Source organism: Ktedonobacterales bacterium (assembly GCA_036557285.1).
GTDB lineage: Bacteria > Chloroflexota > Ktedonobacteria > Ktedonobacterales > DATBGS01 > DATBHW01.
This window is the reverse complement of sequence record DATBHW010000005.1, coordinates 37,356-63,384: the sequence shown is the minus strand read 5'-3', so window position 1 is coordinate 63,384 and position 26,029 is coordinate 37,356. Positions and strand designations below refer to the sequence as shown.

Here is a 26,029-nt window from a genome sequence, read left to right as displayed (position 1 = left end):
GGGTATGGCTATCGGTCACGTTATTTCTACGCTTCTTCCTGACGGCGAAGAGGTGATGGGGCCAGAGGTACTCCTCTGGCATTATCCCAGAAACGACATTGTGAGCGGTTCACTTCTGACGGTGGAGAGTAACCACTTTTGTGTCCTGAAATCACGGGGAGCGGTTATCTATATTTATGAGACCGGCCAGTACCCCGTCGTGACGCCTGAAAAGCCGCTCCTGGGTTCCTTCCAGCGGGCCTTCTATGATGGTCAAAGTCCCTGGCAGTATGAGGCGCTGTACATCAACCGCGCTAAGCTGGTGGTGAAAACGACTGGTTTTGCGCTCTCGCGCGAGATGGCCGAGATGAGCTACGATGTGGATTATTATATCCACGTCAACAGCCAGCAAGACGCGATGCGTCTGGTGCAGCATATGCCCTATCGCGGCCACACGCTGACGACGGCTGAGGTGAATGTCTATGCGGGGCCAGTAGTCGAGCAGGCGATCAACCAGATCGTTCAAGTCACGCCGTTGGAGTCGGTGAATGAAAAGATTCATGATCTGACGCAGATCGTTTTTCAGCATCTCCAGCAGTTTTTGCAGGGCTATGGTATTAGCCTGGATACGGTGAAGGTGCTGGTCTATCCACGCGACGAGCGTATGCGCTCGTTGATTTCGCTCAAGGCATTTGGCTTGAGCGAGGTTGAGGCAGTACGCTATTACACGGCGATGTTGATGGCGCAGCACGGCATCATCTCTGCGCCCAATATGGCGGTTGGGCAGCCCTTTACTATGGCGGCCATGCCGACGCTTTCAACTGCTCAAATCGGTGCAGCGGTCTCTGCTGGCAATTCAGCGCCAGCCCCACAGGCGCATCCAAGGCAGGCGAGCCAATGAACATGTACCCTCCGGGTGGCGGTCTATCCAACGATCCGGTGGTGCAGGCGCTGCAACTGGCGCTCTCCGGCTTTGGCTACAACTTTTATAACACGCAGAACCAGGCGCGCTCTGATGATCTTCTGGTGCGCGGCAAAGCCAGCGGCTATCTCAGCGATGCGGTTACTTGCTTGATGACCCTGGCGGGCGAGTATCAAGTGCGGCATATTCCGCCGCTGACACGCGAAAATCCCGACCCGCCGCGAGAGGCGCTGGCGGCTGTCCAGGGTATCCGCGACTTGCAGCAGGAGATTGCTGACCTGGAGGGACGTGTCCGAGGCATGGCTGTGCCAACTGCTGACCGCATCTGGGGCCGGTTTCGCCAGGAATTGATGACACTGCGCCAGCTTCTGCAATTCGATCTGGACCTGGTGCGCGGCGCTGAGGTCATCTATCAGCAGGCGAGCAATGCAAATGCCGATAGCTGGACAAGCGCCTACGCACAGGAGGTTCGCGCGATGGTGCGCCGACTGAATCAGATTGCTCAGGCCCGCGAGCAATTTCTGCGTGTCCCTTTATAAGTCAACTCTCTTTTCTTCGCTTCGTGAGAGCGCCAGCCGAAACCCATCAGAGCAGATGGCGGCTGGCGCTCTGCTCTGCACCACTGAGCATACCCCACTAGCTGTCGGCGTTCTGAGCAGGGATGATGAGACGCCCCTGGTCGGTTTCGTGCAAATGGGGCCGAAAGGTGTTTGCCATCGGCTCAACAGTCCGAACCCGGATAAAGTCCCAGGAGCGAGCAGGAAGTCTGACGAAAGGCAGGGCTATGGACATGACGTATTACACTTGTTCTAAATGGCCTGTGGCAAGTACTATCCTTTATGGAAATGGTTCAGATGGGTACAACCTTTTCAGCCTTGCGCCGTAGAAGCAGATGGGCCAATCATACTGACCAGACGCCAGGGCCGGGCATGAGGAGAGGGCGGCTCTGGCGCAGCAGATAAAAGAAGGGACAGACGCAAACGCATGACGTACTCTGAGGAACAGACAACCTTACAATCAGGCGGCGCAGCAACGACTATGGCGCCTGCGTTGGAAGCCAGAGACATTCACAAATCATTACCCCTGGGCGGCAACCGAATCGAGATTCTCAGGGGCATTGACTTGCGTGTGAATAAAGGCGAGTTTGTTGCCATTATGGGGCCTTCCGGTTCTGGTAAGTCTACCCTGCTGGGCATCATTGCCGGATTGGATAACCCCACGAGCGGCCAGGTGTTGATTGATGGGATCGACATCACGCGCATGAGCGAGAGCCAGCTAGCGAAAGTTCGCAATCAGAAGATAGGGATGGTCTTCCAGGCATTTAATCTTATCCCGACACTGACCGCCCAGGAGAATGTGGAGATTCCGCTCTATGTGGGCAAACACGAGGGGAGCGCCAGCGCGCGAGCCAAAGAACTGTTAGGGCTGGTGGGATTAGGCCATCGCCTGGGGAATCGGCCCACCCAGCTTTCCGGCGGCGAACAACAGCGGGTAGCTGTGGCGCGGGCAATGGCGACGAATCCAGCGATCATCATTATGGATGAGCCAACCGGCAATCTGGACCAGAGCAACAGCGACAATATTTTGCAAATGATTCGAGGCTTGCGCGAGCAGACGGGGACGACGTTCATTATTGCGACGCATGATCCTGATGTGGCTGCCTCGGCTGATCGCTCGGTTCGCATTGTGGATGGTCTGGTGGCGGCTGCCGTCGAATAATCAGGAGTATGTAAAAAGCCTCTCCTTGAAGAGATGGAGCAGAGATCATGAAGGCCGGGTTCTACTGGTCGTATCCAAGTCGCTCACTGGCGCGCGGAGGGCAACGAACGCTGCTGGCGATCTTTTGTATCGCGGTGGGAGTGCTGGCGATTGTGGCATTGCAGCTTGTGGGCAATATGGTCAACGATGGGCTAACAAGTAATATTCGGGCAGGCAACGGCGGTGATATTTCTGTTCGCAGCGATATTGTACCGCTCACAGCCGAGCAGGTTACGACGTTTGACACTCTCAAATCACAAAACGAGATTACTCAATATACCGCTGTTGCTGAATCGCAAGCGCAGAGTATTGACAACGACGGGCAGTTTCAATTCTACAACCTGGCGGCGGTAGACCCACAGGTCTTTCCACTGGCGGGTGTGCCTACCTTCACAAATCCTCCCAATGGGAGCCTGGCGTCGCTCTTAACGGGCAATAATCTGGTCGTGACTCAGAGCCTGCTGATGACCCTGGGCGCGCAGGTGGGCGATACCATCACGATTCATGCGGGGGATGGGCGTGTTGTAACCGGCACGATTGTTGGTGTCATTGAAAATGGCGGGCTGTTCCAGGGAGATGAGGCGCTGGTGTCTCTGAATTCGTACAAGGCGCTGCCTGGCGCTTCTAATCAGCCCGTTTCCTATAACGCGATCTACGCGGATGTTCCCGATCACAGCGATGAGAACGCTGACGCGGCCAAGCAGAGCATCCAGAGTGCTCTGCCGCTGGCGACGGTGACGACCACGAAAGATGCCTTGCAGCAGAATGAGGATCAGGTACAGTTGATTCGCTATTTCCTCCAGGTGGTGGGCCTGCTGGCGCTGTTGATCGGGGGCGTGGGCATCATCAATACCATGCAGGTCTTGCTGCGCCGCCGCCAGACCGAGATCGCCATGCTCAAGACGGCGGGCTATCAGCGCCGCGATCTCTATCTGCTCTTTGGAGTCGAAGCCGGATTGCTGGGCATTGCTGGCGGCATCGTGGGAGCGGCGGCTGGTGTTGGCGTCAGCTTCCTGGTGAAGAGCCTGGTGGAACAGTTGTTTAGTATCGCTTTGCCCGGGAGTATTGATCCCGTGACGGTGGTTTCCGGGGTGGCGATTGGCTTCTTCACTGCGTTGATCTTTGGCCTGCTGCCGATTGTGCAGGCCAGCCAGATTCGGCCTGTGGAAGTGCTGCGCGGGATAGCCGAGCGCAGGGGCGGAACAGGGATCGCGGTGTCCATTTTGCTTGCCGTCCTGCTGGCAGTGCTGTTCTTTTTCCTGGCGCTGAGCATTCTGAAGAGCGTGGGCGTGGCGCTTGGCCTGGTGGCTGGCGCGGGCATCTTCTTACTCTTGCTGAGCCTGGCCTTTACGCTGATCGCGTTCATCATTGGGAAGCTGCCTGTGCCGGAGCGTTTCTCTTTGTGGTTTGTGCTGCTGATCGGTGGGGCGCTGCTCATCTCTGCTGCCATCACTCTGGCGATACCAGCGTTTGGCGTTCTGTTCCTGGTAGTTTCTTTGCTGGGTCTGGTGGTGGTTATCTTGCCGCGCACCTGGAAGTCAAATGTGAAGATGGCGCTCCGCAATATCGGGCGGCAGAAGATTCGCACCTCGACGACGATGGTGGCGCTCTTTGTGGGCGTTTTTGCTATCGGGCTGATTTTGACGCTGGGACAGAATATCAAGGATGAAATTAATTCCGCTCTCTCCACACAATTGAAATATAACTCGTTTCTCCTGGTGGGGAGCGCGGATAAAGCGGCAGTGGATCAGAAGCTGGCGCAGATTTCGGAGATCCAGGGGCAGACGGTGAACGCTGTTGCGCAAGACATCCCGCTGGCGGTCAACAATGTTGATATTGGGACGTTTCTGCAAGGGGTCTCTGATGCTGGTTCCAGCAGCAGTGTAGGGCGCCAGGGCGCGATCTTTTTCCTGAGCGGAGTCACCGGCTACGATCTTGCCCAGGGAACTGTTCCCGATACGAAGATCGTAAAGGGGTTCCAGGCCAGTCAGGTTGGTCGTAATCTGATTGCGCAGGATGCCAGCCCGAACCCTGACGGCAGTTATAACGTGTTGATGCCGCAGGCTGCCTCGCTTGGTCCGCTCAATCTGAAGCTGGATGATCTGGTGAAGGTGGGCAGCCGTGACGGCAAAACAACAGCGACGCTAAAAGTGGTGGGGTTCTACCCGACGAGTTTTACCGGTACGAATCTGCCGATCTATGGCGCGAATAGTCTGGTGAATACGCTGAGTGGTGGCAATCCGCTGTACGTGTATTCGCTGAAGCTCGATCCCAATCAGGCGCACGATACGCTCCAGCAGATACAAAAAGCTGTGCCTTCGGTGCAGACATTCAGCGTGGTTGATTTGCTGGTCTTTATCAATGGCCTGCTGAACAACTTGATTATCCTGCTTACGGCGATTGCTTCACTGGCAATGCTGGCAGGCATCATCATCATTGCTAATGCGGTGGCGCTGGCGATGCTGGAGCGGCGTCGAGAGCTTGGTATCTTGAAGTCGGTGGGCTACACCAGCCGCAGTGTTCTCAGCGAGGTCTTGATGGAGAACGGCGTCGTTGGCTTTACCGGGGCGCTGCTGGCGATGCTGCTGGTGACGCTGGCAACGGTGGTGCTGGCGAAAGTGGTCTTTAAGATCACTCTGGGGGTTAGCGCGCCTATCGTCCTGGGGATTGTCCTTGCGACGGCGGTAATCTGTATGCTGGTGGCCTGGCTGGTGGCCTGGAACGCCACGCGCGTGCGACCACTTGAAGTCTTGCGCTACGAGTAATGCCCCATCTTCTTGTATGCTTGCGGATAGCACTGGCAGCGCCGCCTGGAAAGCGGCGCTGCCAGTGCTATTGAGAAGTCTTGTTTTCCCCTGGACGGCGAGCGGCTCTGGTGCTAGACTCTGGATGTCTCCTGAGATACTACGAACCCTCCAGTAGAGCCAACGTTGGCAGATTTCTGCGAGGCGAAACGATGGCAGAGTTAGCCGATCTTCCAGAGGATTCCTGGCAGCGCGTGGTTTGTCGCATCTGTGGGCATCGCTTTGCCGTTGCGGTTGAGGAATCTAAGGGCGCTTCGGTGTTTCTCTGCCAAGCCTGCTCCATTCTGGTAGAGTGGTTTGGGCAGGAAGAAGCTCAGCCGACACCTGCGCCGCCAAAACCGATAAAGGCCAACAAGCCGCAAAAGCGAGCAGCTAAAGCGGAGAAGCAAGAACGCCAGAGAGATCAGCTAGCTTCTTTGCTGGAGCGTTGGGGTGATCTCTGGAGAAACAGCGAGGAGCAAGAGTGAAGTACCCCAGTGCTCAAGCACAGGGCTTCTACAAGGGCGTACCCTTGTGGGCCACTTCCTGGCCCGGCAACGTGGTTACAGGCACACCTGGCGGGCGTGACTCCGGCTCAAGTGTATCGCCTGGCGCCCGCGCAAAACGCTAGTGCTTTTACCCGTCGGAACGATTTACGACGGAACCCAGCGAAACACTATTCTCTTGTCAAGGTGCAGCACGTTGGACAGAGTATCGCACATGTGTTTAGGTCGTGCAAGGCCGCTTCTATCCCTAGCCCTGAAGGGCAGGGTTTTACGCGGCCCTTGATAATATCACATCCGCGTGAAGCGGAGGGTTGTCCCTGTAGCGCCGCCTGGAAGGCGGCGCTACAGGGACAACCCTAGTGACCCAGGAAGGCTGCCAAACTCTGAGCGCCAATCTGGGACTGGGTGAGGAAGAACTGGGTCAGGATGGTGACTACGATAATGCCCACCGTAGAAACGGCCAGAGCCGTGTTCAGAGAAGGCGTGCTGCTAATACGCTCCTCTTTCAGCGGGGGCTTTACAAACATGGCGTAAACGAGGTACCCGTAGTATCCCATCGAGACCAGGCTATTGAGAACGGCGATGACTACCAGCCAGGTCAGTCCTTGCTGCCAGGCAGCGGCAAAGAGGAAGAATTTGGCGATGAATCCGGCCATTGGGGGTACGCCCGCCAGCGAGAGCAGGCAGACAGACGTTCCTACAGCGAGCCAGGCGTTTCTGAAGCGCAGTCCGTTGAAGTCGCGGATATTCTCTGTGCCGAGGATGTGACTCAGCGCGATGATGCCAGCGAAAGCGCCCAGGTTGGTGAGGACATAGATAAAGAGGAAGAAGAGCGCGCTGCCCGTCCCAGCAGAGTTGTTTGTGCCAACGCTGGCGGCGAAACCAACCAGTATGTAGCCAGCCTGGCCGATGCTGGAATAGGCCATCATGCGCTTTACGTTTGATTGGACAATGGCGACCACGTTGCCGAGCGTCATGGTTACGACGGCGATGACTGCGATGAGCATAACAAAGGTCTGGCCGTTAGATGGCCCCAGGTTTCCATCAATGAAGACGCGAATCAGGGCCGCAAAGCCAGCCGCCTTTGACCCGACTGAGAAGAAGCTGACTGCCGGAGTGGGTGCGCCCTCGTAGATGTCGGGCGCCCAGGTATGGAAAGGGACCGCCGAGATTTTAAAGCCAAAACCGGCCAGCACGAATATAGCCGCCATGAGCAGGAGAATGTTACCGTCGGCAAAGCCCCTGGTGATCGTGGCCTGAGCAATGCCGTGAAGATCGGTTGTGCCGGTCAGCCCATAAAGCAGCGCAAAGCCGTAAAGCAGGATGGCCGAAGACATAGCGCCCAGAAGGACATATTTGACGGAGGCTTCAGCAGAGCGATCATCGTTACGCAGCAAGCCAGCCATGACATAAAGCGGTATGCTGGCAAGTTCCAGTGAGATGTAGATGGTGATGAGTTCGCTGCTGCTTGCCATGAGCATCATGCCAGTGACGGAGAGCAGCAAGAGCGCGTAGAACTCGCCAGCCGAACGGACGTATTTGTTCACGTAGTCATAGGAGATAAGCAGCATGACCGCCCCGATCAGCAAGAAGAGCAGCTTGAAAAAGATAGCATACTGATCGACGATAAGCATGTTAAAGAAGCCATGCGGGTCTTGCGGAGGGTTCGCCGCCAGCGCAAAGGTGAAGCCAGCGGGAACGGCCAGCCCCAGCAGGGCCGTTAGAACGACTACTATGCGACGTTTGACGACCAGATCGAGAAAGATGACTACCAGCGCCAGAATGGTGAGGCTCAATTCCGGCGAGAGCAGCCAGATGTCATTATTTGCAATTGGCACAGCACGACCCCCTTAATGAGCGATAACCGCCAGGGTATGAATAATCTGGCTGACGCTTGGCTGAATAATATTGACGATAAGCCCAGGGAAGATGCCGAAGAGCAGGATGACCGCGACCAGCGCGACCAGCGGCGCTACCTCCAGGTTGGTGGCATCAGTCAGCGCCGCCCATTTCGCGTTAAGCGGACCATAGAAGGCGCGCTTGAGCATCCAGAGCAGATAGCCCGCCGTGAGAACGATGCCGAAAGCGCCAAGAATGGTCCAGGTTGTCAGGATCGGGAAACTTCCGGTAAAGACGAGATATTCGGCAACGAAGCCGCTGAGCGCGGGCAGACCTAGCGAGGCGAGACAGGCAATCGTGTAGATGGTGATCAACCTGGGCATACGCTGCGCGATGCCGCCAAAGATGTCAATCTCGCGCGTATGGGCTTTCTCATAGAGTACACCGACGCAGAAGAAGAGCAGGCCCGTGATACTGCCATGTGTGAACATCTGGAGGGCTGCGCCGGTCAGCGCGGCTTGCTGAAAAGCGAAGAGGCTGGGGTCGCCCGCTGCGGCTGCGGCTGCCGCTACGCCCAGCAAAACATAGCCCATATGGCTGACACTGGAGTAGGCGATCATCTTCTTCATGTCGCTCTGAATCATCGAGACACCCGCGCCATAGAGGATGTTGACAGCGGCCAGACCACCAAGCCACCAGGCGAGATCGTGCGCGGCAAACGGGAAAAAGCCGAGGCAGATGCGAATCAAGCCATAAGCGCCCATCTTCAGCAGCACGCCCGCCAGCAGCACACTGACGGCGGTCGGCGCTTCGGTATGGGCGTCGGGGAGCCAGGTATGGAATGGGAACATTGGGATTTTGACAGCGAAACCAAAGAAAATGAGCAGAAACGCCAGCAACTGCGCGGTGATCTGGATCGGCCCCAGCGACAGGAAACCGACCAATTGATGGGTTGACTGGGAAAGCAGGATCATGTTGGCGGTATAGGTTCCGGTCTGAGCGCCCTGCTCGAAATAGAGCAGCAGGATACCCGCCAGCATGATTGAGCTGCCCAGCAGGGTGTACAGCAGGAACTTCCAGGCGGCGTACTCGCGGCGCAGGCCGCCCCAGACAGCGATCAACAGGAACATGGGGATCAACTCGACTTCCCAGAAGAGGAAGAAGAGGATGAGGTCGAGCGCACAGAAAACGCCCATCACGCCCGTTTCCAGCAGAAGGATCAGGGCCATATAGTCTTTGGTACGCTTTTCAATATGCCAGGAGCCGATCACAGCCAGAAAGCTGAGCAGGCCATTCAGGATAATCATTGGGAGGCTGAGGCCATCTGCCCCCAGGAAATAATCCACCTTGAACTGGAAGCTGGAGCCAAGCTGGATGTTTATCCAGGGGCTAAAATCAACCCAGCGCAACGTACTTGAACTGGCAATGCTGGTGTTATCCCATTGCTGTCCAAAGAGGAGGGCAAGCGTCAGGACAAAAACCAGCCCTGACACGATAGCTGCTGCCCACTTTGCCAGGTCGTTCCGCTTGCCAGGTATCAGAAATAGCCCAATCGCTCCGGCAGCGGGGAGAAAGACAATTAACGTGAGAAGTAAGTGAAATTGTGTTTGCACGACTCTACAGCCCCCTATTAATTCCCTTTCAGGACAACGAAAAAGACGACGATCACGAGAACGAGCGCGCCGCCAAAGATCGCTGCCGCATAGTTCTGCACCCGGCCAGTTTCGGTGCGACGGAAGATATTGCCACTGGTCCTGATGACGACGGCTGAGCCATCAACGACACCATCAATGACGTAGCGATCAAGCGCCTGCGCGGCATAGGAGAGGCCAAGCACGATGTAGCGGATGATCCAGCCGTAGAACTCGTCAATATAGTATTTATTGAGCAGCACGCGGTACACGAAAGCGCCCAGCGCATTGCGTGTGAGCGCGTTGGCTGGAACTGCCTGAACGCCATACACCAGCCAGGCGCCTCCTATGCCAAGCAGCGCAACAGCGACGCCAACCCATGTCAGAGCCGCTGTAAAGGGGTTCTCGAATGCTGCTGCGGCTGGATTGCCGGTCAGGAACGCCGGGAAATTGGCGGGCCACCCCCAGAAACCCGCGAGGACGGTTGGAATTGCCAGGGCAACCAGTGGCCCCCACATGACAAACGGTACTGTATGCGGCGTGCCTTCACCGCGATACTCGCCGCCCCAGAAGCCGCCAAACCTGCCGCCCCGCCCGCCAAAGGTGAGGAACCAGAGCCGGAACATATAGAAAGCGGTCAGGCCAGCCGTGAAGAGGGTCATTCCATAGAGGATATAGTTCCCTCCGTGATCCTGACCATAAAGGTAGGCTTCACCGATGATGCCATCTTTGCTGAAGAAGCCTGCTAGCGGCGGGATGCCGGAAATGGAGAGCGTTGCCAGCAGGAACGGTACAGCGGTCCACTTCATGTAGGGCGCCAGACCGCCCATCTTGCGCATATCCTGCTCGGAGATAGCGTGAATGACACAGCCGGACCCCAGGAAGAGCAAGGCTTTGAAGAAGGCATGGGTGAAAAGATGGAACATGCCAGTGGCGTTGGTTGGTCCAACGCCAAGGCCCACAAACATATAGCCAAGCTGGCTCACGGTCGAGTAGGCCAGCACGCGCTTGATGTCGTTCTGTACCAGGCCAATGGTGGCGGCAAAAAGCGCGGTAAAGCCGCCCACGTAGGCGACAACTTCGAGGGCTTGTGGGCCAGCGTGGTCGTGGAAGATCAGGAAGGTTCGCGCGACCAGATAGACGCCAGCAGCGACCATTGTGGCGGCGTGAATCAGCGCGCTCACGGGTGTTGGGCCTTCCATCGCGTCCGGCAGCCAGGTATGCAGCGGGAACTGAGCGGATTTGCCCACCGCGCCACAGAAGATCAAGATCATTGCGACGGTTAGCAAGGCAATGTCAATATTTCCAGCCTGGGCGTTGATGGCACTGAAGGAGAAGGTGTGGAAGTTGAAGAAGAGGATCAGGATGCCAATCAGAAAACCGAAGTCGCCAAAGCGGGTAGTGACGAACGCCTTGAGGGCCGCTGGCGGTGGATCGTGCCGCTCGTACCAGAAGCCGATCAGCAGATAGGAGCAGAGGCCCACCAGTTCCCAGCCAATGTAGATAACCAGGAAGTTATCGGCCAGCACCAGGATGAGCATCGAGACGGTGAAGAGCGAAAGCCAGGCGAAGAAACGGGAGTAGCCGGGGTCGCCCTCCATATAGCCTTGCGAGTAAATCTGGACCAGCATCGAGACGGTGGTGACGACGACCAGCATCAGGGCGGTCAGCGAATCAACGTGGAAGTTGATGGGATAGTTGAGGGTACTGCTGAAGGAGAACCAGGTGTAGAGGGAAATGGTTCTGCCATTGGCCTGAAGGCTGCTGCCGCCGGTAATGAACTGGATCAGGATAATCAGGGAGATAACCCAGGCAATGGTGACAGCGACGATACTCGTATAGCCGCTCATTCTGGCCCAGAAGGGGGTTTGGCCGCCATGCTCCCCCGCGCCATGCGCGCTGTGTGAGCCATCCTCGCGTGTGGCGCTGCCAGCCGGACGGTGATCTCCATGAGCAGCCTGCGAGGTATCGGCGTCATGGCCGCCAGTGTGTGTGCCAGGCTGATCGGTTGGCTCGTGACTTGCGCTTTCGGCTTCTTCGTGGGCCAGGCCAGAGGGATAGCCGATATTGGCTGCGCCTGCTGGAACAGCCACAACCCTGCGGCTGCGCACATCCATGACTCGCGTAAAGAAGACGATAATAACGAAACTTGCTAAGGGGAGTGCTGGAATAAGCCAGGCTTGATCTATTACACCCATAAGCTAGCTAACCTCTCATACGTATTTTGGTGGTTAGGCGCGACGTTGCGCTCAACAGATACGGTATTACCATTTCATCATGTTGATGTCGCTGACATCAATGGTGTTGCGCCGTCGGTAGATAGCGATAATGGCGGCTAACGCCACCGCTGCCTCGGCTGCCGCAACAGTGATAATAAAGATGGCGAAGATTTGTCCGGTAAGAAGGTTCGCAGTTGGCTTATTGAAATAGGCGAAAGCTACCAGTGTGACGTTGACGGCGTTGAGCATAATTTCGATGCTCATCAACACGGCAACGGCATTGCGGCGGGTGAGCGCGCCAAAAAGCCCGATGCAGAATAGCACTGCTCCCAGGACCAGAAAATGCCCCAGCGTAAGGGGATAGAAGATGGAACCAATATCACCTGAAACAAACGGGGTCATTTTTAATCCTCCCTGCCGATGGCGATAGCCCCTACAATAGCAACGAGCAACACCAGGGAGGCTATTTCAAAGGGGAGTACATAGCTATACCCGGATGGGCTATAGAGAAGCTGCCCGATGCGAAGGACGTTGTTTATGCTGGTACTTATGAATGTGCTATCGGCCTCTGGATGAAGCTGCGAACCTGGGGTGAACATGGCGAAGATGATGCTGGCTCCCAGCAGTACGCAGACGATGGCCGCAGGCCAGAGTTGTTTGTTCGCCGGATTGCTCTGGCGCGACATGCTGTGGCGTGTGAGCATGATGGCGAAAAGGATCAGAATGGTAATTGCGCCCGCGTAGATTAGTATCTGCACAATAGCGATAAACTCGGCGTTGAGCAAGATAAAGATGCCAGAAGTCGCCCCGAAAACGAGGACGAGAAAAAGAGCGGCGTGAACGATGTTGCGGCGCAAGACCACTGCCAGCGCCGAGCCGACCAATAGCGCGGCGATAACCCAGAACGCTATGGTGGCGATCACAGAAAGCATGGTTTGCCTCCAACGGGCGAGCGGAGCGTCTGATCGAGCCATATTGGTTTGGGTTCCTCTACGCTCGCCGCAAGGTAGTCTCCTTAAGAGGTGATGTGGGAAGGCGGCCAGGTGATAACGACTCCGCCGATCAGTGGGATCAGCGGAGGAAGTCAGGCACTTACGGCTGCTGCCGTCGTAAATTGTACCACGCGCTGTCAAAAACGTCTCGTAACTACCGAGCGGCCCAGCGTTCCACGCGCGATGTGCGGTGGGATGCGCCTGGATACGAGCGGTGCTCATAACGCTTGTAGGACGCCCCGGCATAATTTGTGCGAACCCATGCCAGGCGCAATCTGGCTTCCAGTGAATATGATCATTGAGAGAGGACAGGACCAATAGATTTTTCTTTCTCTCCCTCTGGTGCGAAGCATAGCCCTCTGACCCAGGCAGGCCCAATACCAACTCAGCGGCTTGGTGAAGGAATCTTCTGGTTTTTTATCGCCACAACCATTTTTCTTGCCTTGCTTGAGGCGCACGCGCATGTGAAAGCCCCGCTGCCACATTCAGCGGCCTGGGTAGGGGTGTTTGTCTTGTATTACGCGCTGCGCTCTACGTGGAGGCTTCCTGGTTGGTTGCGCTGGCGTTACCCTGCTCCACCTCAGCTTTTGCTCGATCTGGCGGTTATTACTATCCTGGTATCGCTCAGCGGCGGGTGGGCAAGCCCACTCTATCTGCTTTATTTAGGATGGGCTGTCGCTTTGCTGGATGAGTCATCAACGATGATATGCCTTTGTTTCGGCGGGTTAGCCTGTAGCGCCTTCGCGCTCGGTGTTCTGCTGACGCCTCACCAGCCATTTTCGGCGCTGCAAATCACTTTGCTAGCTGAACACGCGCTGCTCTTGTTGATAGTTGCGCTGGGAATAAGTGGTATCAAGGTCTATATCAGGCACACGAAGGCTAGCTGGGAAGCTGAGCGCCGCCAGTGGGAGGCGCTGCGCCAGACGGTATTCTCGCAGCTTTCCCATGAATTGTATACGCCGCTAAGCGCGATTAGCGCCAGCGTTTCGCTGCTCGCTGGCGGCGTGCATGAATCCAGGGCTGAGCGCCGGGACAACCTTCTGCGGGTTATCGAGCGCAATTGCGCGCGGATGAATGTGTTGATTGATGATCTGCTTGCCCTGTGGCGCGAGCATCATCGCCAGCTTGAATGTATCCCCGAATGTCTGCATTGCCAGTCAGCAGCCGAATCCGTTGGGCAGATGCTCGGCCCGCTTCTGGAGGGAAAACGGCAGCGCCTGGTGATCGAGGCTGAGCCACAAGATGTTTGCGTCCTGGGGGATAGGCATCGGCTTGAGCAGATTTTAGTGAATCTGCTGGTCAATGCGCAGAAGTATGCTCCGGCAGGGACGGCTATCAGGTTGACGGTGAACGGCCAGGAGCGCGAAGTGTTGTTTGGGGTACACGATGAAGGGACAGGTGTGCCGCTGGAAGAACAGGGGCATCTTTTTGAGTGGTTTTATCGAGGGGCCAATAGCCAGGCTCCCTCGCGCGGCTTCGGTATTGGGCTGGCGCTGGCGAAAGCACTGGTTGTTTTGCAGGATGGACATATCTGGGTGGAGAGCGTCTCTGGAAAGGGCAGCGCGTTTTATTTTACGCTGCCTGCTGTTGATTCAGGATAAGCTATGCGTATCTTGCTTGCTGATGATGAGTGTGATTTGCTTGAGATTACTTCGACGATTTTCCGCCTGCACTGGGCGCAAAGCGATGTCCTGTGCGCCTCAGATGGGGAAGAGGCGCTGGGGCGATTCTTTGATGATGCGCCAGATTTGATGATTCTGGATGTGGCGATGCCGCGCCTCAATGGGCTTGATGTGCTGCGGCGTGTTCGCCAGGTGAGTAATATTCCTGTTATCTTGCTGACGGTGAAAGGGGCCGAGTTAGATAAGGTGCGCGGGCTGGAGTTGGGAGCGGATGATTATATTACCAAGCCGTTCAGCCACCTGGAACTGCTGGCGCGCGTGCGAGCGGTGCTGCGCCGGGCAGAGATGATTGCGCCGACGGATCGAGCACCTTCGTTTTGCTGCGAGGCTTTTCGGATGAATTATGATTGCCGCGAGGTGAGTGTTGCTGGCAGGGTCATCGATCTGACGCCAACGGAGTATAACCTGCTCTATCTGCTGGTGCGCAATGCCGGGCATATCCTCACCCACGAGACGCTGCTCAAGCATGTCTGGGGTGAGGAGTATGCAGGCGAACTGGATTATCTGAAAGTCTATATCCGCCGCCTGCGGGGCAAGATCGAACCAAACCCGGCTCATCCGTACTATATCCTGACTGAGCGAGGGCTGGGTTATAAGTTCCGCAGGGCAGCGCATTAGTTCAGGCTATGGGCGCATCCATGATTTACGAAGAGCGAGCGCCTTTATAGGCTATAGGCTGCCGGCGTGGACCATCAGACCGCCGTCAATGAAGAAGGTGGTCCCGGTTACGTAATCTGCCGCGTCTGATGCCAGCCAGACGGCCAGTCCTGCTACATCTTCCGGCTTGCCGATGCGCCCCAGCGGAATGGTACTCAAGAGGGCCTGGACCTTCTGGGGGTCTTCCAGAGTGTGTTTGTTAATCGGGGTGGCGATAGCGCCAGGGCCGATGCCAACGACATTGATGTGATGCGGGGCTAGCTCGTCGGCTAAAGTGCGGATGAGCATGCGTAAGCCGCCCTTTGCCGCGCAATACGCGGCGTTGCCAGGCATGGGCAGGTCTTCGTGAACGGATGAGATGTTGATGATTTTGCCCTTCTTGTGTTTTATCATCTGGCGCGCGGCAGCCTGGGCAACAAAGAACGGGCCTTTCAAGTCTACCGCAAGCTGTTGGTCCCATTGTTCTTCAGTGACTTCGAGAAAGGGTGTGGGCATTTCAATACCAGCATTGTTTACTAAAATATCCAGCCGCCCAAATTTCTCAACTGTTGTCTGCACCAGACGTTCGATGTCGGCAACTTTGCTGACATCGGCTTGAACGGCGATAGCGCGTCCGTGTCCGATCTCCCGGCATACATGCTCGGCTGGTTCCCGATGGTGAAAGTAGTCAACCGTGATGTGAGCGCCTTCGCGGCCAAAAGCGCGCGCAATCGCTTCGCCGATACCTAGCGAGCCTCCTGTGACCAACGCCACTTTTCCTGCAAGCTGCATAAACCTGGTACTCCTTCCTGCGCTATTACGTTTTCTCACTTCTTGAGATTATACCTTCTCACTTCTTGGAAGCAATGAACTCGCAAAGTCTCTACCTCTTGAGGTTGAGGCGAGACTTGTCGCAAGTAAGCATTTGGCCCTATGATTTTAGATAGCCAGGGTCCGAGGCGATGCAAGCCCTGATCGGCGGCTTATGATATAATGCTGCTGATGCGAACTCTCCAGTGGACTTTTACGCCGCGAGGCGCATGTTACATCAGCTTTAAGAATGGAGCCTCCCTGACGGGGGAGAAGAGCTATGTCGAGGAAACTTACCAGCACGCTTCTTTTGTTTGCCATTAGCGCAGGCTTTTTTGTCTTTGGTATTACGCATATTTTCGCTGCGAAAGACGCCGAAGATTACATTATTTATTCGTTATATCTGCTGACCGCGCTGGTGGCCTTAGTCGCGGTGCTGCGCTTGCCACGCAAGAGCGAGTGAGGATGGGGCGAGGAAGCGCAGCCGCAGAAGGTTAGGCATGACTGAAAGTGATCTGACAACGGGGTTGGTGATCCGACAGGCAACGTTCGATGATATTCCCGCAATAGAAGCTTTAGATCGCTATGGTACTTCTCCGCTTCGTAATATTCATCACGACCTTCAGAAGTATTTTGGTTCGCTTGATCCCAGTATGCACGAGCGCAACCTGATTTTTCTTGCGGAGGCTGATGCTGTGGCTGTTGGCAAGGCGGAACTGGTGCTGGCGCCAGCGACGCTGCCTACACAGGTGGGCTATATCAAGCGCGTGGTGGTTCATCCCGACTATCGGGGGCATGGCATTGCTCATCAACTGATGAAAACGCTCATTGCGTTTAGCCGCGCCGAAGGTATCAGCTTTCTTGACCTGCATGTGTTTGAGCAAAATCTTCCTGCTATTCGTCTTTATGAGTCGTTAGGTTTCCAAGAAGGGCATCGTGAAATCTACTATCGCCTTCACCTTCAGAATGAACCGTGAGAAGGAGCTGTGAGACTATGCCAGGCGATGTGATGTCTCCCGCCTCGAAGATGGTTTCCGAGGCGTCTCACCTTTCTATTGCGCGCGGAGAAGGTTTCCCTGGCCGCCGCCTGCGCCGCCTCCGGCGCACAGAGACGCTGCGCCGAATGGTTCGGGAAACCCGGCTTTCTGTCGATCAACTGATCTTTCCGCTGTTCATTGCGGAGACGGTGCGCCAGCCTCAAGAGATCGCTTCTATGCCGGGGCAGTATCAGTGGCCGGTGGATGGGTTGGAGCGCGAGATCGCGTCTGTTGTCAGCCTGGGCATTCCAGCAGTGCTGCTTTTTGGTATCCCTGCGGAGAAGGACGAGTTTGGTTCACAGGCTTATCATCCTGAAGGGATTGTGCAGCGGGCGATTCGCACTATTAAAGCGCAGGCGCCAGAGTTGGTCGTGATTACCGATGTGTGCTTCTGCGAATATACCAGTCATGGTCATTGCGGCGTGGTGGTGAATGGCGAGGTGCAAAATGACGCGACATTGCGCTTGCTGGTCCGCGAGGCGCTTTCACATGTGGAGGCTGGCGCTGATATGGTTGCGCCGTCGGATATGATGGATGGACGGGTTGGCGCTATCCGCGCCGCGCTGGATGAACATGGCTTTAGTCAGACGCCGATTATGGCCTATTCGGCCAAGTATGCGTCGGGCTTTTATGGCCCGTTCCGCGAAGCGGCGGAATCTACTCCGCAGTTTGGAGACCGCCGGGCCTATCAAATGGACCCACCCAATACCCGCGAGGCGCTGCGCGAGATTGAATTGGATGTGCAGGAGGGCGCAGACCTGATTATGGTCAAGCCGGCCTTAGCCTATCTGGATGTGCTGGCGCGGGCGCGCGAGCAGTTTGATCTGCCGCTGGCGGCTTATAACGTGAGCGGCGAGTATGCGATGGTCAAGGCGGCGTCCCGCAATGGCTGGATTGATGAGCGGCGGATTACGATGGAGATATTGACGGGTATCTGCCGGGCGGGCGCTGACCTCATCATTACCTATCACGCAAAAGACGTGGCGGCCTGGCTGGCTGAGCGTTAGGCGCTAAAGCGCACATCCAATAACAGCGGGAACCGGAAGCAGAGACTCTGCCGGTTCCCGCCTTTTTTGTGAGTGTGTCCTGCCAGGTACTCTTCTCGGCCAGAGTGTGACCTCTTTTCGCTGCTGCTCGTTCTTATCTGAGGGTGCGGCCAGGCATTTCCAGTGCGGTTTTGTAGATACGCTACATAGTTTAAGCATTGGAGCGCCCGGTTCGTGAGGCGGTACACTTTCTGGAGGACAAGGGCGCTTGACGTTTTTTCGGCGAACAGGCTTGATTCCTGGAATCTGGCCGTTACAATTAGGCGCATGGTCTTTTGGCAGGCAGCAACCTGCTGCTTCTGTGTCGGGCCAGGCAGATGATTTGATTGATGAAGCCTCTTCCACGCATCTGCCGCTGCGTCTGCTGCTGCTGGGGTTGGCGATTGGGCTTCAAGCGTATCAAGAGATCCCCTCTGAGTGGACGCGCGGGGCGTTTGGCCTTGCAGGCGCGGAGACGGTTTCTTTCCTGATGATGGGCCTGAGCCTTATCGCTCTCTGCCTGGCGGTGAGTCCGCGCCTCCCAAAGCTGCTTGTTGGCAAGGTTGGTCGCGCGCTGGGGTGGGCTGCGCTGATAAGCTGCCTGATTTTAGCGATGCTGGGTCTGCGCCAGGTTGGCTTACTGGTGGTGGAGAGTTTTCAGCCGCCGGTCTATTTCAATGATGGGACGCTGCTGGACCATAACGCTGCGTATCTTTTGCTGCATGGGCAGAATCCATACACTAACTCGGATATTGTTGCTGCGATTCGGGACTATCACCAGTCTGCGGAGTTTACAACACCGCTCCAACAGGGGGCGCTGGCGCACCAGCAAGATTACCCTACCAAAGAGCAACTGCGGGCGCTGCTGGCGCAAGAACCCGTAGGGCAGCCTGATCAGGTGCTGGAGTTTGAGTCGCATGCCAGCTATCCGGCGCTGTCTTTTCTGGCGCTGGTTCCGCTGGTCTGGGCCGGTTTGCCAACGGTGTTACCTTTTTATCTCTTGTGTCTGGCGCTGCTCGCGGTGATCGGGCTGCGTTTTGTGCGGCGTGACTTACGCTGGTGGGTGGCGCTGCTCTTTCTGGCGGATTTGCCTGTGTTGAACTCGGTGCTGGCTGGCGATCTGGATATGTTCTATATCTTGCTCGTTTTTCTCGCCTGGCTGTTCTGGGAACGCTGGTGGGTGTCGGCGATCTTCGTCGGGCTGGCGATAGCCAGTAAGCAAAATGCGTGGTTTTATCTGCCGTTCTATTTGATCTTTATTTATCAACGCCTGGGTTTGCGGGATGCGCTGGTGCGGACGGGGTTAGCTGTGGCTTTGTTCCTGGCGGCCAACCTGCCCTTTATCGTGATGGATGGCTCCGCCTGGGTCGCGGGGGTGCTTGCGCCGCTGCGTGATCCGATGTTTCCAGAAGGCGCGGGACTGATCGCGCTTTCCGTCGGGAAGCTCCTGCCGTTCTTGCCGCACGCAGCCTATACAGTGCTGGAGGGGGCAGCGATGGTTGGGGCGCTACTCTGGTATTTTCGCTGGGGGCGAGAACGCCCCGAGGCTGCGATGGTGCTGGCGGTATTGCCGCTTTTCCTGGCCTGGCGCAGCCTGCCAACATATTTCTATTTCTGCGCGCTGCCAGCGGCGCTGCTGCTGGCCTGCGCTCGACGATTGACCACGCAAGAGGCTGATGAAGCCAGGGTGGGGACACCAACGATTGCAACAGAGTCAGCCCAGCTTGTTCTATCGGGGGAGGTATCATAGGGAATGGCAGTTTTGGCTCCTCGTTCAATGGAGACGCCCTTACTCAGACTGCGCTCGCTAGATGGGCGCGCGGGTTGGGTGCTTATGATAGCGCTCTGGTTGGTGACGCGGCTGATCTATCTGCTCAATGTGATGCTTGGGCATCATTACCCTGATGATGCTTTCTTTCTCTATGCGCAGCGCATCTCGGATGGCTTACTGCCATATCGCAATTTCCCTGTCGAATATCCGCCACTTGGGATGCTCTTCATTATTCTGCCGGGTCTGGCGCATGCGGGGCCGCTCACCGAATGGGGCTATGGCGCGAGCTTTGCGCTGGAGATGATGGCGCTTGATCTGTTGACATTGTTCCTGGTCATTCGTCTGGCAAAAGGGCTGATACCAGGGGATCGCTCCGGCCTCTATTCCGGTCTACTTTATACAAGCTTTGTGGCGGCCAGCGGGGCCATTGCGCAGAAGTTCGATCTGATTGCCGGAACCTTCTGCATGATTGCTGTGGTGGCCCTTATTCGTCGGCGGAATGGTCTTGCCTGGGTGATGTTAGTGCTGGCAACGCTGACCAAGGGCTTTCCTCTGGCGCTTGCGCCTTTGTTCGTTCTCTACCAATTGATGGAGGGGCGCGCGAGCTATCGTGGCCTCTATGAAGGGCTGCGCGCAACTCTGGCATCTGGCGCTGCGGTGTTGGCGCCGCTGGTTCTGATGGCTGGCTGGCAGCCTCTTCTCCACGCGGTTATCTATCATGTAGATCGTGGCGTAGAGATTGAGAGTATGTATGCGGGGCTGCTGCTGCTGGGTGGGCGTCTCTTTGGCCTTGCCACAGCAAGCTACGCGAATCCAGCCGACCTTTCGCGGGATATTCTTTCTCCGCTTAATTCGCTGGTAGATACGCTTGCCGTTCCTTTGGGAGTTATTCTCATCGGCTGGCTCTACTGGCGGTTTTACCGTTCCATCAAGGCGCGGCCTGAAGAGCGTGATACTGCGCTGGTCAGGACTACGCTGCTGGTGATGCTTGCCTTTATGATTACGTTTCGGGCGCTGCCAGGTCATTATCTGTTGGCGATTCTGCCGCTGGCGGCGATGGTTCGCTTCGAGGGCCGACGCCAGTCTATCTTTGTCTTGACGCTGCTGGGGGCGCTGCTGCTGGGCCAGTTGGAGACGGTGGTCTGGCCGCAATTGCTGGCAGGGCAGTGGGTTGGGATTCTGGCGCTTGTGCTGCGCAATGGGGCGATCCTGGCGAGTTTTGCCCTCTTGCTTGGTGGACGGATGCGGCGGTTCGTTCCTGGGGTAAGATCGGCCAATCGGATTATTACCAGAACATTGCCGAATCTTTCGTTGGGCTGGGCAGTCGAATCAGGCGCGCGCTCCTGGCAGCAGATGCCAGCGTCTTTCGACTCCTACAGGGGAAGAGCGATACCGCTCTCTGAGCAACATACGTATCTTGCCCAGCAGCGCAGTCAAATCATCTAGCCGTGTCGGTATGACAATCGGGCGAGTGAGCAGGCCAGGGCCATAAAGTACTCTCTGCTCACTCGCTCGACTGTTTTAGCGCCGAGTTCTTGTTCTGGCCGATGCCAGATACTTCCTGCTGTACGCTTCCTCTGGAAGAAGAAGCATGATCCGCAATGAATTGTAATGCCTCTGCTCTGGTCTGAATGATCCCATCAAGCTGAGCTTTACGCGCTTGTGCCAGTAAGGCTCCTATGGCTGCCCCCTTCATGAAGTCCAGGCGCGTTATGATCGTTTGCCCGTCAATGAGGGAAGGGGGAATGATGGAATCGCGCTCATAATGGTAAGCTTCGATGAGGTCAGTAAGTATTTGAACCTGCGCCAGCCAGCCGCCATCTGGAGGCTCCTGCTGGGGGGCGCTCATCTGAAGCGCGAGGCAGAAGCAGGCGAGGTCTACCCCTCGCTCGCCGAATCGCTCAAAATAATGTCGGGCCGCTATCCAGGGTTCGCTGCTCCCAGCCTGGGGCCGAGGCTCCACCTTCCAGGGAGATAAGCCTTCCTGAAGCAAGAAAACGATAAAAGCAGTGGCTCGCCGCCCCATAGTCAGTCGTTTTAATGCAGCCGCGATCAACCGTAGCTGCTCTGGTGGGTGGGGGCTTGCTGTGTTTCCTTCCAGGTGAGATGTTGGCGTTCCTCCTGCCTGGAGGAGAGCGGATAGCAATGCTGCTTGAAGATGTAGGACTGAGCGGGGATGCGCTCCACCTGGAGATTTTTTCCAACGCTTCTTGAAGGCCGGCCTGTTGCTCAACCGAAGGAGAGGAGCAAGTATCTGCTGCTCTATCTGTGTCAGTGAAGCGGCCTCTCCTTGCGATGCGGATATTAGCTTTGCCATGCAGGTTAGTGTTGACCAGGCGCTTCGGTCTGGACTCCAGTTCTTGGAACAATCAACCTGGTTGCCTGAGTCATAGAAGGCAGGAAAGATTGCAGGGAACAATTGATATGCAGCCAGCATACGAATAGCTTCTGCGACGTTGGGCAAGCTCGTCATCTGAAGGAGTTCGTCGCGGATACGCGCAGGAGTCACTCGGATGAGCAGCGGCGCGTCGCGGTGGAGGAGGCTGGCGGTAGATGGCTCGATGGATAGCTGGCGTCTGGCGCTTAAACGAATAGCGCGCAGCAGACGTAGCGGGTCATGTTGGAAAACGCCCGGCTGCACTGCCCGTAATGTGCTGGCGTGAAGATCGCGCCATCCATTGAATGGGTCAATGAGGGGCGCGGGTTTCTGCTGCTGGGTGGGTAATGTCGTTAGCGCAGCGGCTTCTTCCAGGGAGAGCGCCAGGGCATTGATGGTGAAGTCGCGCTGAGAGAGGTCATCGGCAATCTGTTCGCCATGCAGGGGCGCAATATCAATGATGAACCTGCTGTACGGTTTCTTATGGAGGATAACACGCTTTACGCCTTTTTCCAGACCCAGGGCAATATAGCGCCCTTTGAGTTCATCGGCCAGCGCGCGGGCGACCGGCTCTGGATTGCCGCGTACCGCAAGATCAAGGTCTTGAGGCTGCTGGCCGAGCAGCAGATCACGCAGAGACCCCCCTACCAGATAGCATTCGATAGATCGCTCCCGAAAAAACTGCTGGAGTTTCTGGAGGAGCAGGTCCAAATCCTTATTTCCCCTGGCGCAGTTCGGTCTTCAGCACTTTCCCGGTGGCATTTTTGGGGAGTCCTGCTGGCAGTGTGTAAAATTCGACGAGGTTGGGGACTTTGAAGGGCGCGACTCGTTCGCGCATGTATTCGATGACTTCTTCCCGCGTCAGTTCTTGCCCTTCGCGTGGCGTGACGCAGGCTTTGATGGATTCGCCTTTCACGGCATCACCAATGCCCACAACCGCCGCTTCGGCAATATTGGGATGAGCCATCAAGACCTCTTCTAACTCACGCGGATAGACGTTCAGGCCGCCTTTGATGATGACGTCCTTGGCGCGGTCAACGATGAAGAAATAGCCGTCTTCATCCTGATAGCCAAGGTCGCCGGTATACAACCAGCCGCTGCGAATAGTTTGCGCGGTGGCCTCTGGTAAATTGTAATAACCCTTCATGACGTTTGGACCGCGAATGGCGATCTCTCCAATCTGCCCGGCAGGAAGCGGCTGGTCTCTGGTGTCGTGGACCTGGACTTCAACGCCAGGGATAGGCAGCCCAATGGAGCCTGCTTTCTGGACACCCCTGGGCGGGTTGAAGACGGCTGCGGGTGACGATTCAGTGAGGCCATAGCCTTCAATGAGTGGAATGCCAAACTTGTCCTTGAAGGCACGCAGGATTTCGCCTGGTAGTGCTGCGCCACCAGAAACGCAGAGCCGTAAAGAGGAAATATCCTGTGTCGCCAATGGTGTTCTGAGCAGGAGCGCATACATAGATGGGACTCCGGCCAGGATAGTGACTTTGTGCTGCTGGATGGTTGGTAATAAGCGTCTTGGGTCGAATCTAGGCACGAGGACAATCGGCGCGCCAGCCAGCAATGGGGCAACCATACAGACCGTTGAGCCAAAAACGTGAAAGAGGGGCAGCACGCTCATCAATACATCATTGGGGGTCAGGTCTGCTAATTGGATGATGGCCTGGGCGTTGGAGAGCAGGTTGCGGTGGGTGAGCATCGCTCCCTTGGGCCTGCCGGTGGTACCGGAGGTATAGAGGATGACAGCCACATCATCCGGGGTTGGTTCGGCAATTGGTTCTGGCGCTTTGCCTGTGGCAATGGCAGCAGCGGCCTCTCCTAGAAATTGCTCAAAGCCGATCGTTTCAACATGGGCGGCCCCTGCTGGCGCGCTTGATGGGGCAGCGGTATCCCCTTCACTGGTGGGCAGGGATACAGAGATGAGCAGACGGGGATAGGCGTCTTCACCTATGGCTTGCTGGACCAGAGGCAGAACATCAGACCACACGACCGCCGCAGCGACCTGCGCATCGGTGAAGATATGCCGGATTTCTGGCGGGCGGTAGGTGGGGTTCATAGTAATGGCGATAGCTCCCGCTCGCATTGTACCGAAGTAGGCCGGCAGGAAGTGCGGGAAGTTGGGCAGGAGGATGGCTACCCGATCTCCTGGTTGAATGCCGCGCAGGCGCAGAGCCGCAGCAAAACCCTCGCTCTGGCGGGCAAGATCGCCGTAGGAGATGGGATGACCCTCGAAGAAAAGGGCAATTTCCTGGGCGCGGCTGCGAGCTACGCCCAGGAAGGTGGTCCCTAGAGAGAGCCTTGTGCCAGATGTGGGTGATTGCATGTGGCTTTCCCCTCAGCGCCAGGGGTTAGCCCTGGCACGTTAGCCCTCTCTTACACGGAGAGGGTAATTCCTGCAAACTGAGTGCGCAGGACTTTTTTATCGAACTTGCCTACGCTCGTCTTCGGTACTGCTTCGATGAAGAGAATCTCATCAGGCAGCCACCACTTGGCAACGCGCGGCCTTAGATATTCGATGACTTCTTCTTTGGTGATTTGATCTTTGAACTCTGGTTTCGGCACGACGCATGCCACCGGGCGTTCTTGCCAGGTTGGATGCGGCACAGCGATTACGGCGGCTTCTAGCACTTTGGGATGGCCCATGATTAAGCCTTCAAGTTCGATAGAGGAGATCCATTCGCCACCGGACTTGACCAGATCTTTCGTGCGGTCCAAAACCTGAATATAGCCTTCTTCGTCTATGGTGACTACATCGCCAGTGCGGAACCAGCCATCTACGAACTTGGAGGCGCTATCTTCGTCGTGATAGTAGGCTTGCGCAATCCAGGGGCCGCGCACCTGGAGTTCGCCGAATGATTGGCCGTCCCAGGGCAGTTCCTGGCCGGTAGCAAGATCGACTACTCGGATGTCAACACCGGCAACGGGGAAGCCCTGTTTGGTACGGATACGATTCTGCTCCTCGTTGGAAAGGCTCAGGTATTCCTTCTTGAGATGGCCCAGTGTACCCAGGGGCGACATTTCGGTCATACCCCAGGCGTGGACGATATTCAGGTTGTATTTTTGTAGCCCTTCGATCAAGGCAAGCGGGACGGCAGAGCCACCACTCAGAATGCGAGTTACGCTGGACATGTCAATTTGTTCTCTGGCGAGGACTTGCAGCAAGCCGATCCAGATGGTTGGGACGCCTGCGGCCAGCGTGACCCGCTCATCAGCGATGAGGTGGGCGATTTTGGCCGGGTCCATGAAACGGCCAGGGAAGACTTGTTTGGCGCCAATCATCGGCGCGGCGTGGGCCAGTCCCCAGGCGTTTGCGTGGAACATGGGTACGACTGGAAGGAGGGTATCGCGCTCGGAGAGAGCAAGGGTATCGGCTTGCGTTGTGGCAAGAGAGTGCAGGTAGGTGGAGCGATGGCTGTAGACCACGCCCTTTGGATTACCTGTGGTGCCTGATGTGTAGCACATGGCGCAGGCCATATTCTCGTCAAGCTTCGGCCAGTCATAGTCGGTTGAGCCGCTGGCAAGGAACTCTTCATAGTCAATGGCTGGCGAAAGTTTCCCTGTTGCCTTGGCGGATGGTTCGCCCATAATGACGTATTGGCGCACAGTGGGAAGTTTTTCGGCCAGTGGCTCTAGCAGGGGGATAAGATCGCCGTCAATGAAGATGATGGGGTCTTCGGCATCGTTGGCAATGTAGGCGATCTGGTCGGCGAAGAGACGAATGTTGAGCGTGTGAAGAACGGCGCCCATGCAAGGAACGGCGAAATAGAGTTCCAGGTGGCGATAGGTATTCCAGGCGAAGGTGGCGACACGATCCCCTGGCTTGATGCCAAATTGTGTCAGGGCAGCAGCAAGTTGCATTGCGCGTTGACCAAAATCGGCATAGGTGTAGCGATGGATGCCATTCTCGGTCAGGGTTGCTACTTCGCGTTTGGGAAAAAGGGTGATTGCGCGGTTGAAGGACTGTTGCAAGGTAAGCGGGTAATCCATCATGAGGCCGTTCATGTGCTACCTCCTGAGCTGAGGCTGTGGAAGGTCGGCCTCAGTCTCTGCCTTTTCGCT

Annotated in this window: 22 protein-coding genes; 12 read left to right on the top strand and 10 right to left on the bottom strand. The window is 56.4% G+C overall.

From position 1 onward, the window contains the following. The first annotated feature begins 4 nt into the window (after positions 1-4). Together VH599_01935 and VH599_01930 are read left to right on the top strand one after the other, a co-directional pair. Positions 5-880 carry an SPFH domain-containing protein gene (locus tag VH599_01935; protein HEY7347051.1) on the top strand — a complete coding sequence of 292 codons (876 nt, stop codon included), beginning with the start codon at positions 5-7 and terminating at the stop codon, positions 878-880. Then, complete coding sequence (locus VH599_01930; GenBank protein ID HEY7347050.1) at positions 877-1,440, top strand: hypothetical protein; 564 nt, start codon at positions 877-879, stop codon at positions 1,438-1,440. The genes VH599_01935 and VH599_01930 overlap by 4 nt, the downstream gene beginning before the upstream one ends. Before the next feature lie 97 nt (positions 1,441-1,537). On the opposite strand, the gene VH599_01925 is transcribed toward VH599_01930, so the two are convergent. After that, positions 1,538-1,693 carry a hypothetical protein gene (locus VH599_01925; GenBank protein ID HEY7347049.1) on the bottom strand — a complete coding sequence of 52 codons (156 nt, stop codon included), beginning with the start codon at positions 1,691-1,693 and terminating at the stop codon, positions 1,538-1,540. 192 nt (positions 1,694-1,885) lie between these two features. Between VH599_01925 and VH599_01920 the strand changes: the two genes are divergently transcribed. From VH599_01920 to VH599_01910, 3 genes are all read left to right on the top strand, one after another. After that, positions 1,886-2,620: an ABC transporter ATP-binding protein gene (locus VH599_01920; protein HEY7347048.1), complete on the top strand. Its 735-nt coding sequence runs from the start codon at positions 1,886-1,888 to the stop codon at positions 2,618-2,620. Between the two features lie 47 nt (positions 2,621-2,667). Beyond that, entirely contained in the window at positions 2,668-5,424 is a 2,757-nt protein-coding gene (locus tag VH599_01915; protein ID HEY7347047.1) for an FtsX-like permease family protein, read from the top strand. Between the two features lie 191 nt (positions 5,425-5,615). Continuing rightward, positions 5,616-5,930 carry a hypothetical protein gene (locus VH599_01910; protein HEY7347046.1) on the top strand — a complete coding sequence of 105 codons (315 nt, stop codon included), beginning with the start codon at positions 5,616-5,618 and terminating at the stop codon, positions 5,928-5,930. Positions 5,931-6,304: 374 nt separating this feature from the next. Here the strand turns inward: VH599_01910 and VH599_01905 are convergent, their stop codons facing one another. The 5 genes from VH599_01905 to VH599_01885 form a co-directional block, all read right to left on the bottom strand. Continuing rightward, positions 6,305-7,786 (bottom strand): NADH-quinone oxidoreductase subunit N, encoded by a 1,482-nt coding sequence (locus VH599_01905; GenBank protein HEY7347045.1) that lies wholly within the window; start codon positions 7,784-7,786, stop codon positions 6,305-6,307. A 12-nt stretch (positions 7,787-7,798) separates the two neighbouring features. After that, positions 7,799-9,400: an NADH-quinone oxidoreductase subunit M gene (locus VH599_01900; GenBank protein ID HEY7347044.1), complete on the bottom strand. Its 1,602-nt coding sequence runs from the start codon at positions 9,398-9,400 to the stop codon at positions 7,799-7,801. A gap of 17 nt (positions 9,401-9,417) precedes the next feature. Continuing rightward, positions 9,418-11,616 carry an NADH-quinone oxidoreductase subunit L gene (gene nuoL / locus VH599_01895; protein HEY7347043.1) on the bottom strand — a complete coding sequence of 733 codons (2,199 nt, stop codon included), beginning with the start codon at positions 11,614-11,616 and terminating at the stop codon, positions 9,418-9,420. Between the two features lie 66 nt (positions 11,617-11,682). Continuing rightward, positions 11,683-12,039, bottom strand: coding sequence for an NADH-quinone oxidoreductase subunit NuoK (nuoK, locus tag VH599_01890; GenBank protein HEY7347042.1), 357 nt, complete (start codon positions 12,037-12,039; stop codon positions 11,683-11,685). Positions 12,040-12,041: 2 nt separating this feature from the next. Then, the gene (locus VH599_01885; GenBank protein ID HEY7347041.1) at positions 12,042-12,611 is read right to left on the bottom strand and encodes an NADH-quinone oxidoreductase subunit J; all 570 of its coding nucleotides are present in this window, start codon (positions 12,609-12,611) and stop codon (positions 12,042-12,044) included. A 482-nt stretch (positions 12,612-13,093) separates the two neighbouring features. Here VH599_01885 and VH599_01880 point away from each other — a divergent pair, with 482 nt between their 5' ends. Beyond that, on the top strand, positions 13,094-14,230 hold the full coding sequence (locus tag VH599_01880) for a HAMP domain-containing sensor histidine kinase (GenBank protein ID HEY7347040.1): 1,137 nt from the start codon (positions 13,094-13,096) through the stop codon (positions 14,228-14,230). A 3-nt stretch (positions 14,231-14,233) separates the two neighbouring features. After that, a complete protein-coding gene (locus tag VH599_01875; protein HEY7347039.1) occupies positions 14,234-14,929 on the top strand; it encodes a response regulator transcription factor in 696 nt (231 codons plus the stop codon). Between the two features lie 51 nt (positions 14,930-14,980). On the opposite strand, the gene VH599_01870 is transcribed toward VH599_01875, so the two are convergent. Further along, positions 14,981-15,739 carry a glucose 1-dehydrogenase gene (locus VH599_01870; protein HEY7347038.1) on the bottom strand — a complete coding sequence of 253 codons (759 nt, stop codon included), beginning with the start codon at positions 15,737-15,739 and terminating at the stop codon, positions 14,981-14,983. 298 nt (positions 15,740-16,037) lie between these two features. Here VH599_01870 and VH599_01865 point away from each other — a divergent pair, with 298 nt between their 5' ends. The 5 genes from VH599_01865 to VH599_01845 all read left to right on the top strand — a co-directional run bounded on the left by VH599_01865 (position 16,038) and on the right by VH599_01845 (position 21,036). Next, the gene (locus VH599_01865; protein ID HEY7347037.1) at positions 16,038-16,220 is read left to right on the top strand and encodes a hypothetical protein; all 183 of its coding nucleotides are present in this window, start codon (positions 16,038-16,040) and stop codon (positions 16,218-16,220) included. Positions 16,221-16,257: 37 nt separating this feature from the next. Further along, the gene (locus VH599_01860; GenBank protein HEY7347036.1) at positions 16,258-16,734 is read left to right on the top strand and encodes a GNAT family N-acetyltransferase; all 477 of its coding nucleotides are present in this window, start codon (positions 16,258-16,260) and stop codon (positions 16,732-16,734) included. A 17-nt stretch (positions 16,735-16,751) separates the two neighbouring features. Then, entirely contained in the window at positions 16,752-17,801 is a 1,050-nt protein-coding gene (gene hemB / locus VH599_01855) for a porphobilinogen synthase (GenBank protein ID HEY7347035.1), read from the top strand. 247 nt (positions 17,802-18,048) lie between these two features. Then, positions 18,049-19,569 (top strand): hypothetical protein, encoded by a 1,521-nt coding sequence (locus VH599_01850; protein HEY7347034.1) that lies wholly within the window; start codon positions 18,049-18,051, stop codon positions 19,567-19,569. 3 nt (positions 19,570-19,572) lie between these two features. Further along, positions 19,573-21,036 carry a glycosyltransferase family 87 protein gene (locus VH599_01845; GenBank protein ID HEY7347033.1) on the top strand — a complete coding sequence of 488 codons (1,464 nt, stop codon included), beginning with the start codon at positions 19,573-19,575 and terminating at the stop codon, positions 21,034-21,036. A 58-nt stretch (positions 21,037-21,094) separates the two neighbouring features. Here the strand turns inward: VH599_01845 and VH599_01840 are convergent, their stop codons facing one another. The 3 genes from VH599_01840 to VH599_01830 are packed head-to-tail and all read right to left on the bottom strand — an operon-like array spanning position 21,095 to position 25,972. After that, positions 21,095-22,678, bottom strand: coding sequence for a hypothetical protein (locus VH599_01840; protein HEY7347032.1), 1,584 nt, complete (start codon positions 22,676-22,678; stop codon positions 21,095-21,097). Positions 22,679-22,682: 4 nt separating this feature from the next. Continuing rightward, positions 22,683-24,293 (bottom strand): long-chain fatty acid--CoA ligase, encoded by a 1,611-nt coding sequence (locus tag VH599_01835; GenBank protein ID HEY7347031.1) that lies wholly within the window; start codon positions 24,291-24,293, stop codon positions 22,683-22,685. A gap of 50 nt (positions 24,294-24,343) precedes the next feature. Then, positions 24,344-25,972, bottom strand: a complete 1,629-nt coding sequence (locus VH599_01830) for a long-chain fatty acid--CoA ligase (protein ID HEY7347030.1) — start codon at positions 25,970-25,972, stop codon at positions 24,344-24,346. Between the last annotated feature and the right edge of the window lie 57 nt (positions 25,973-26,029).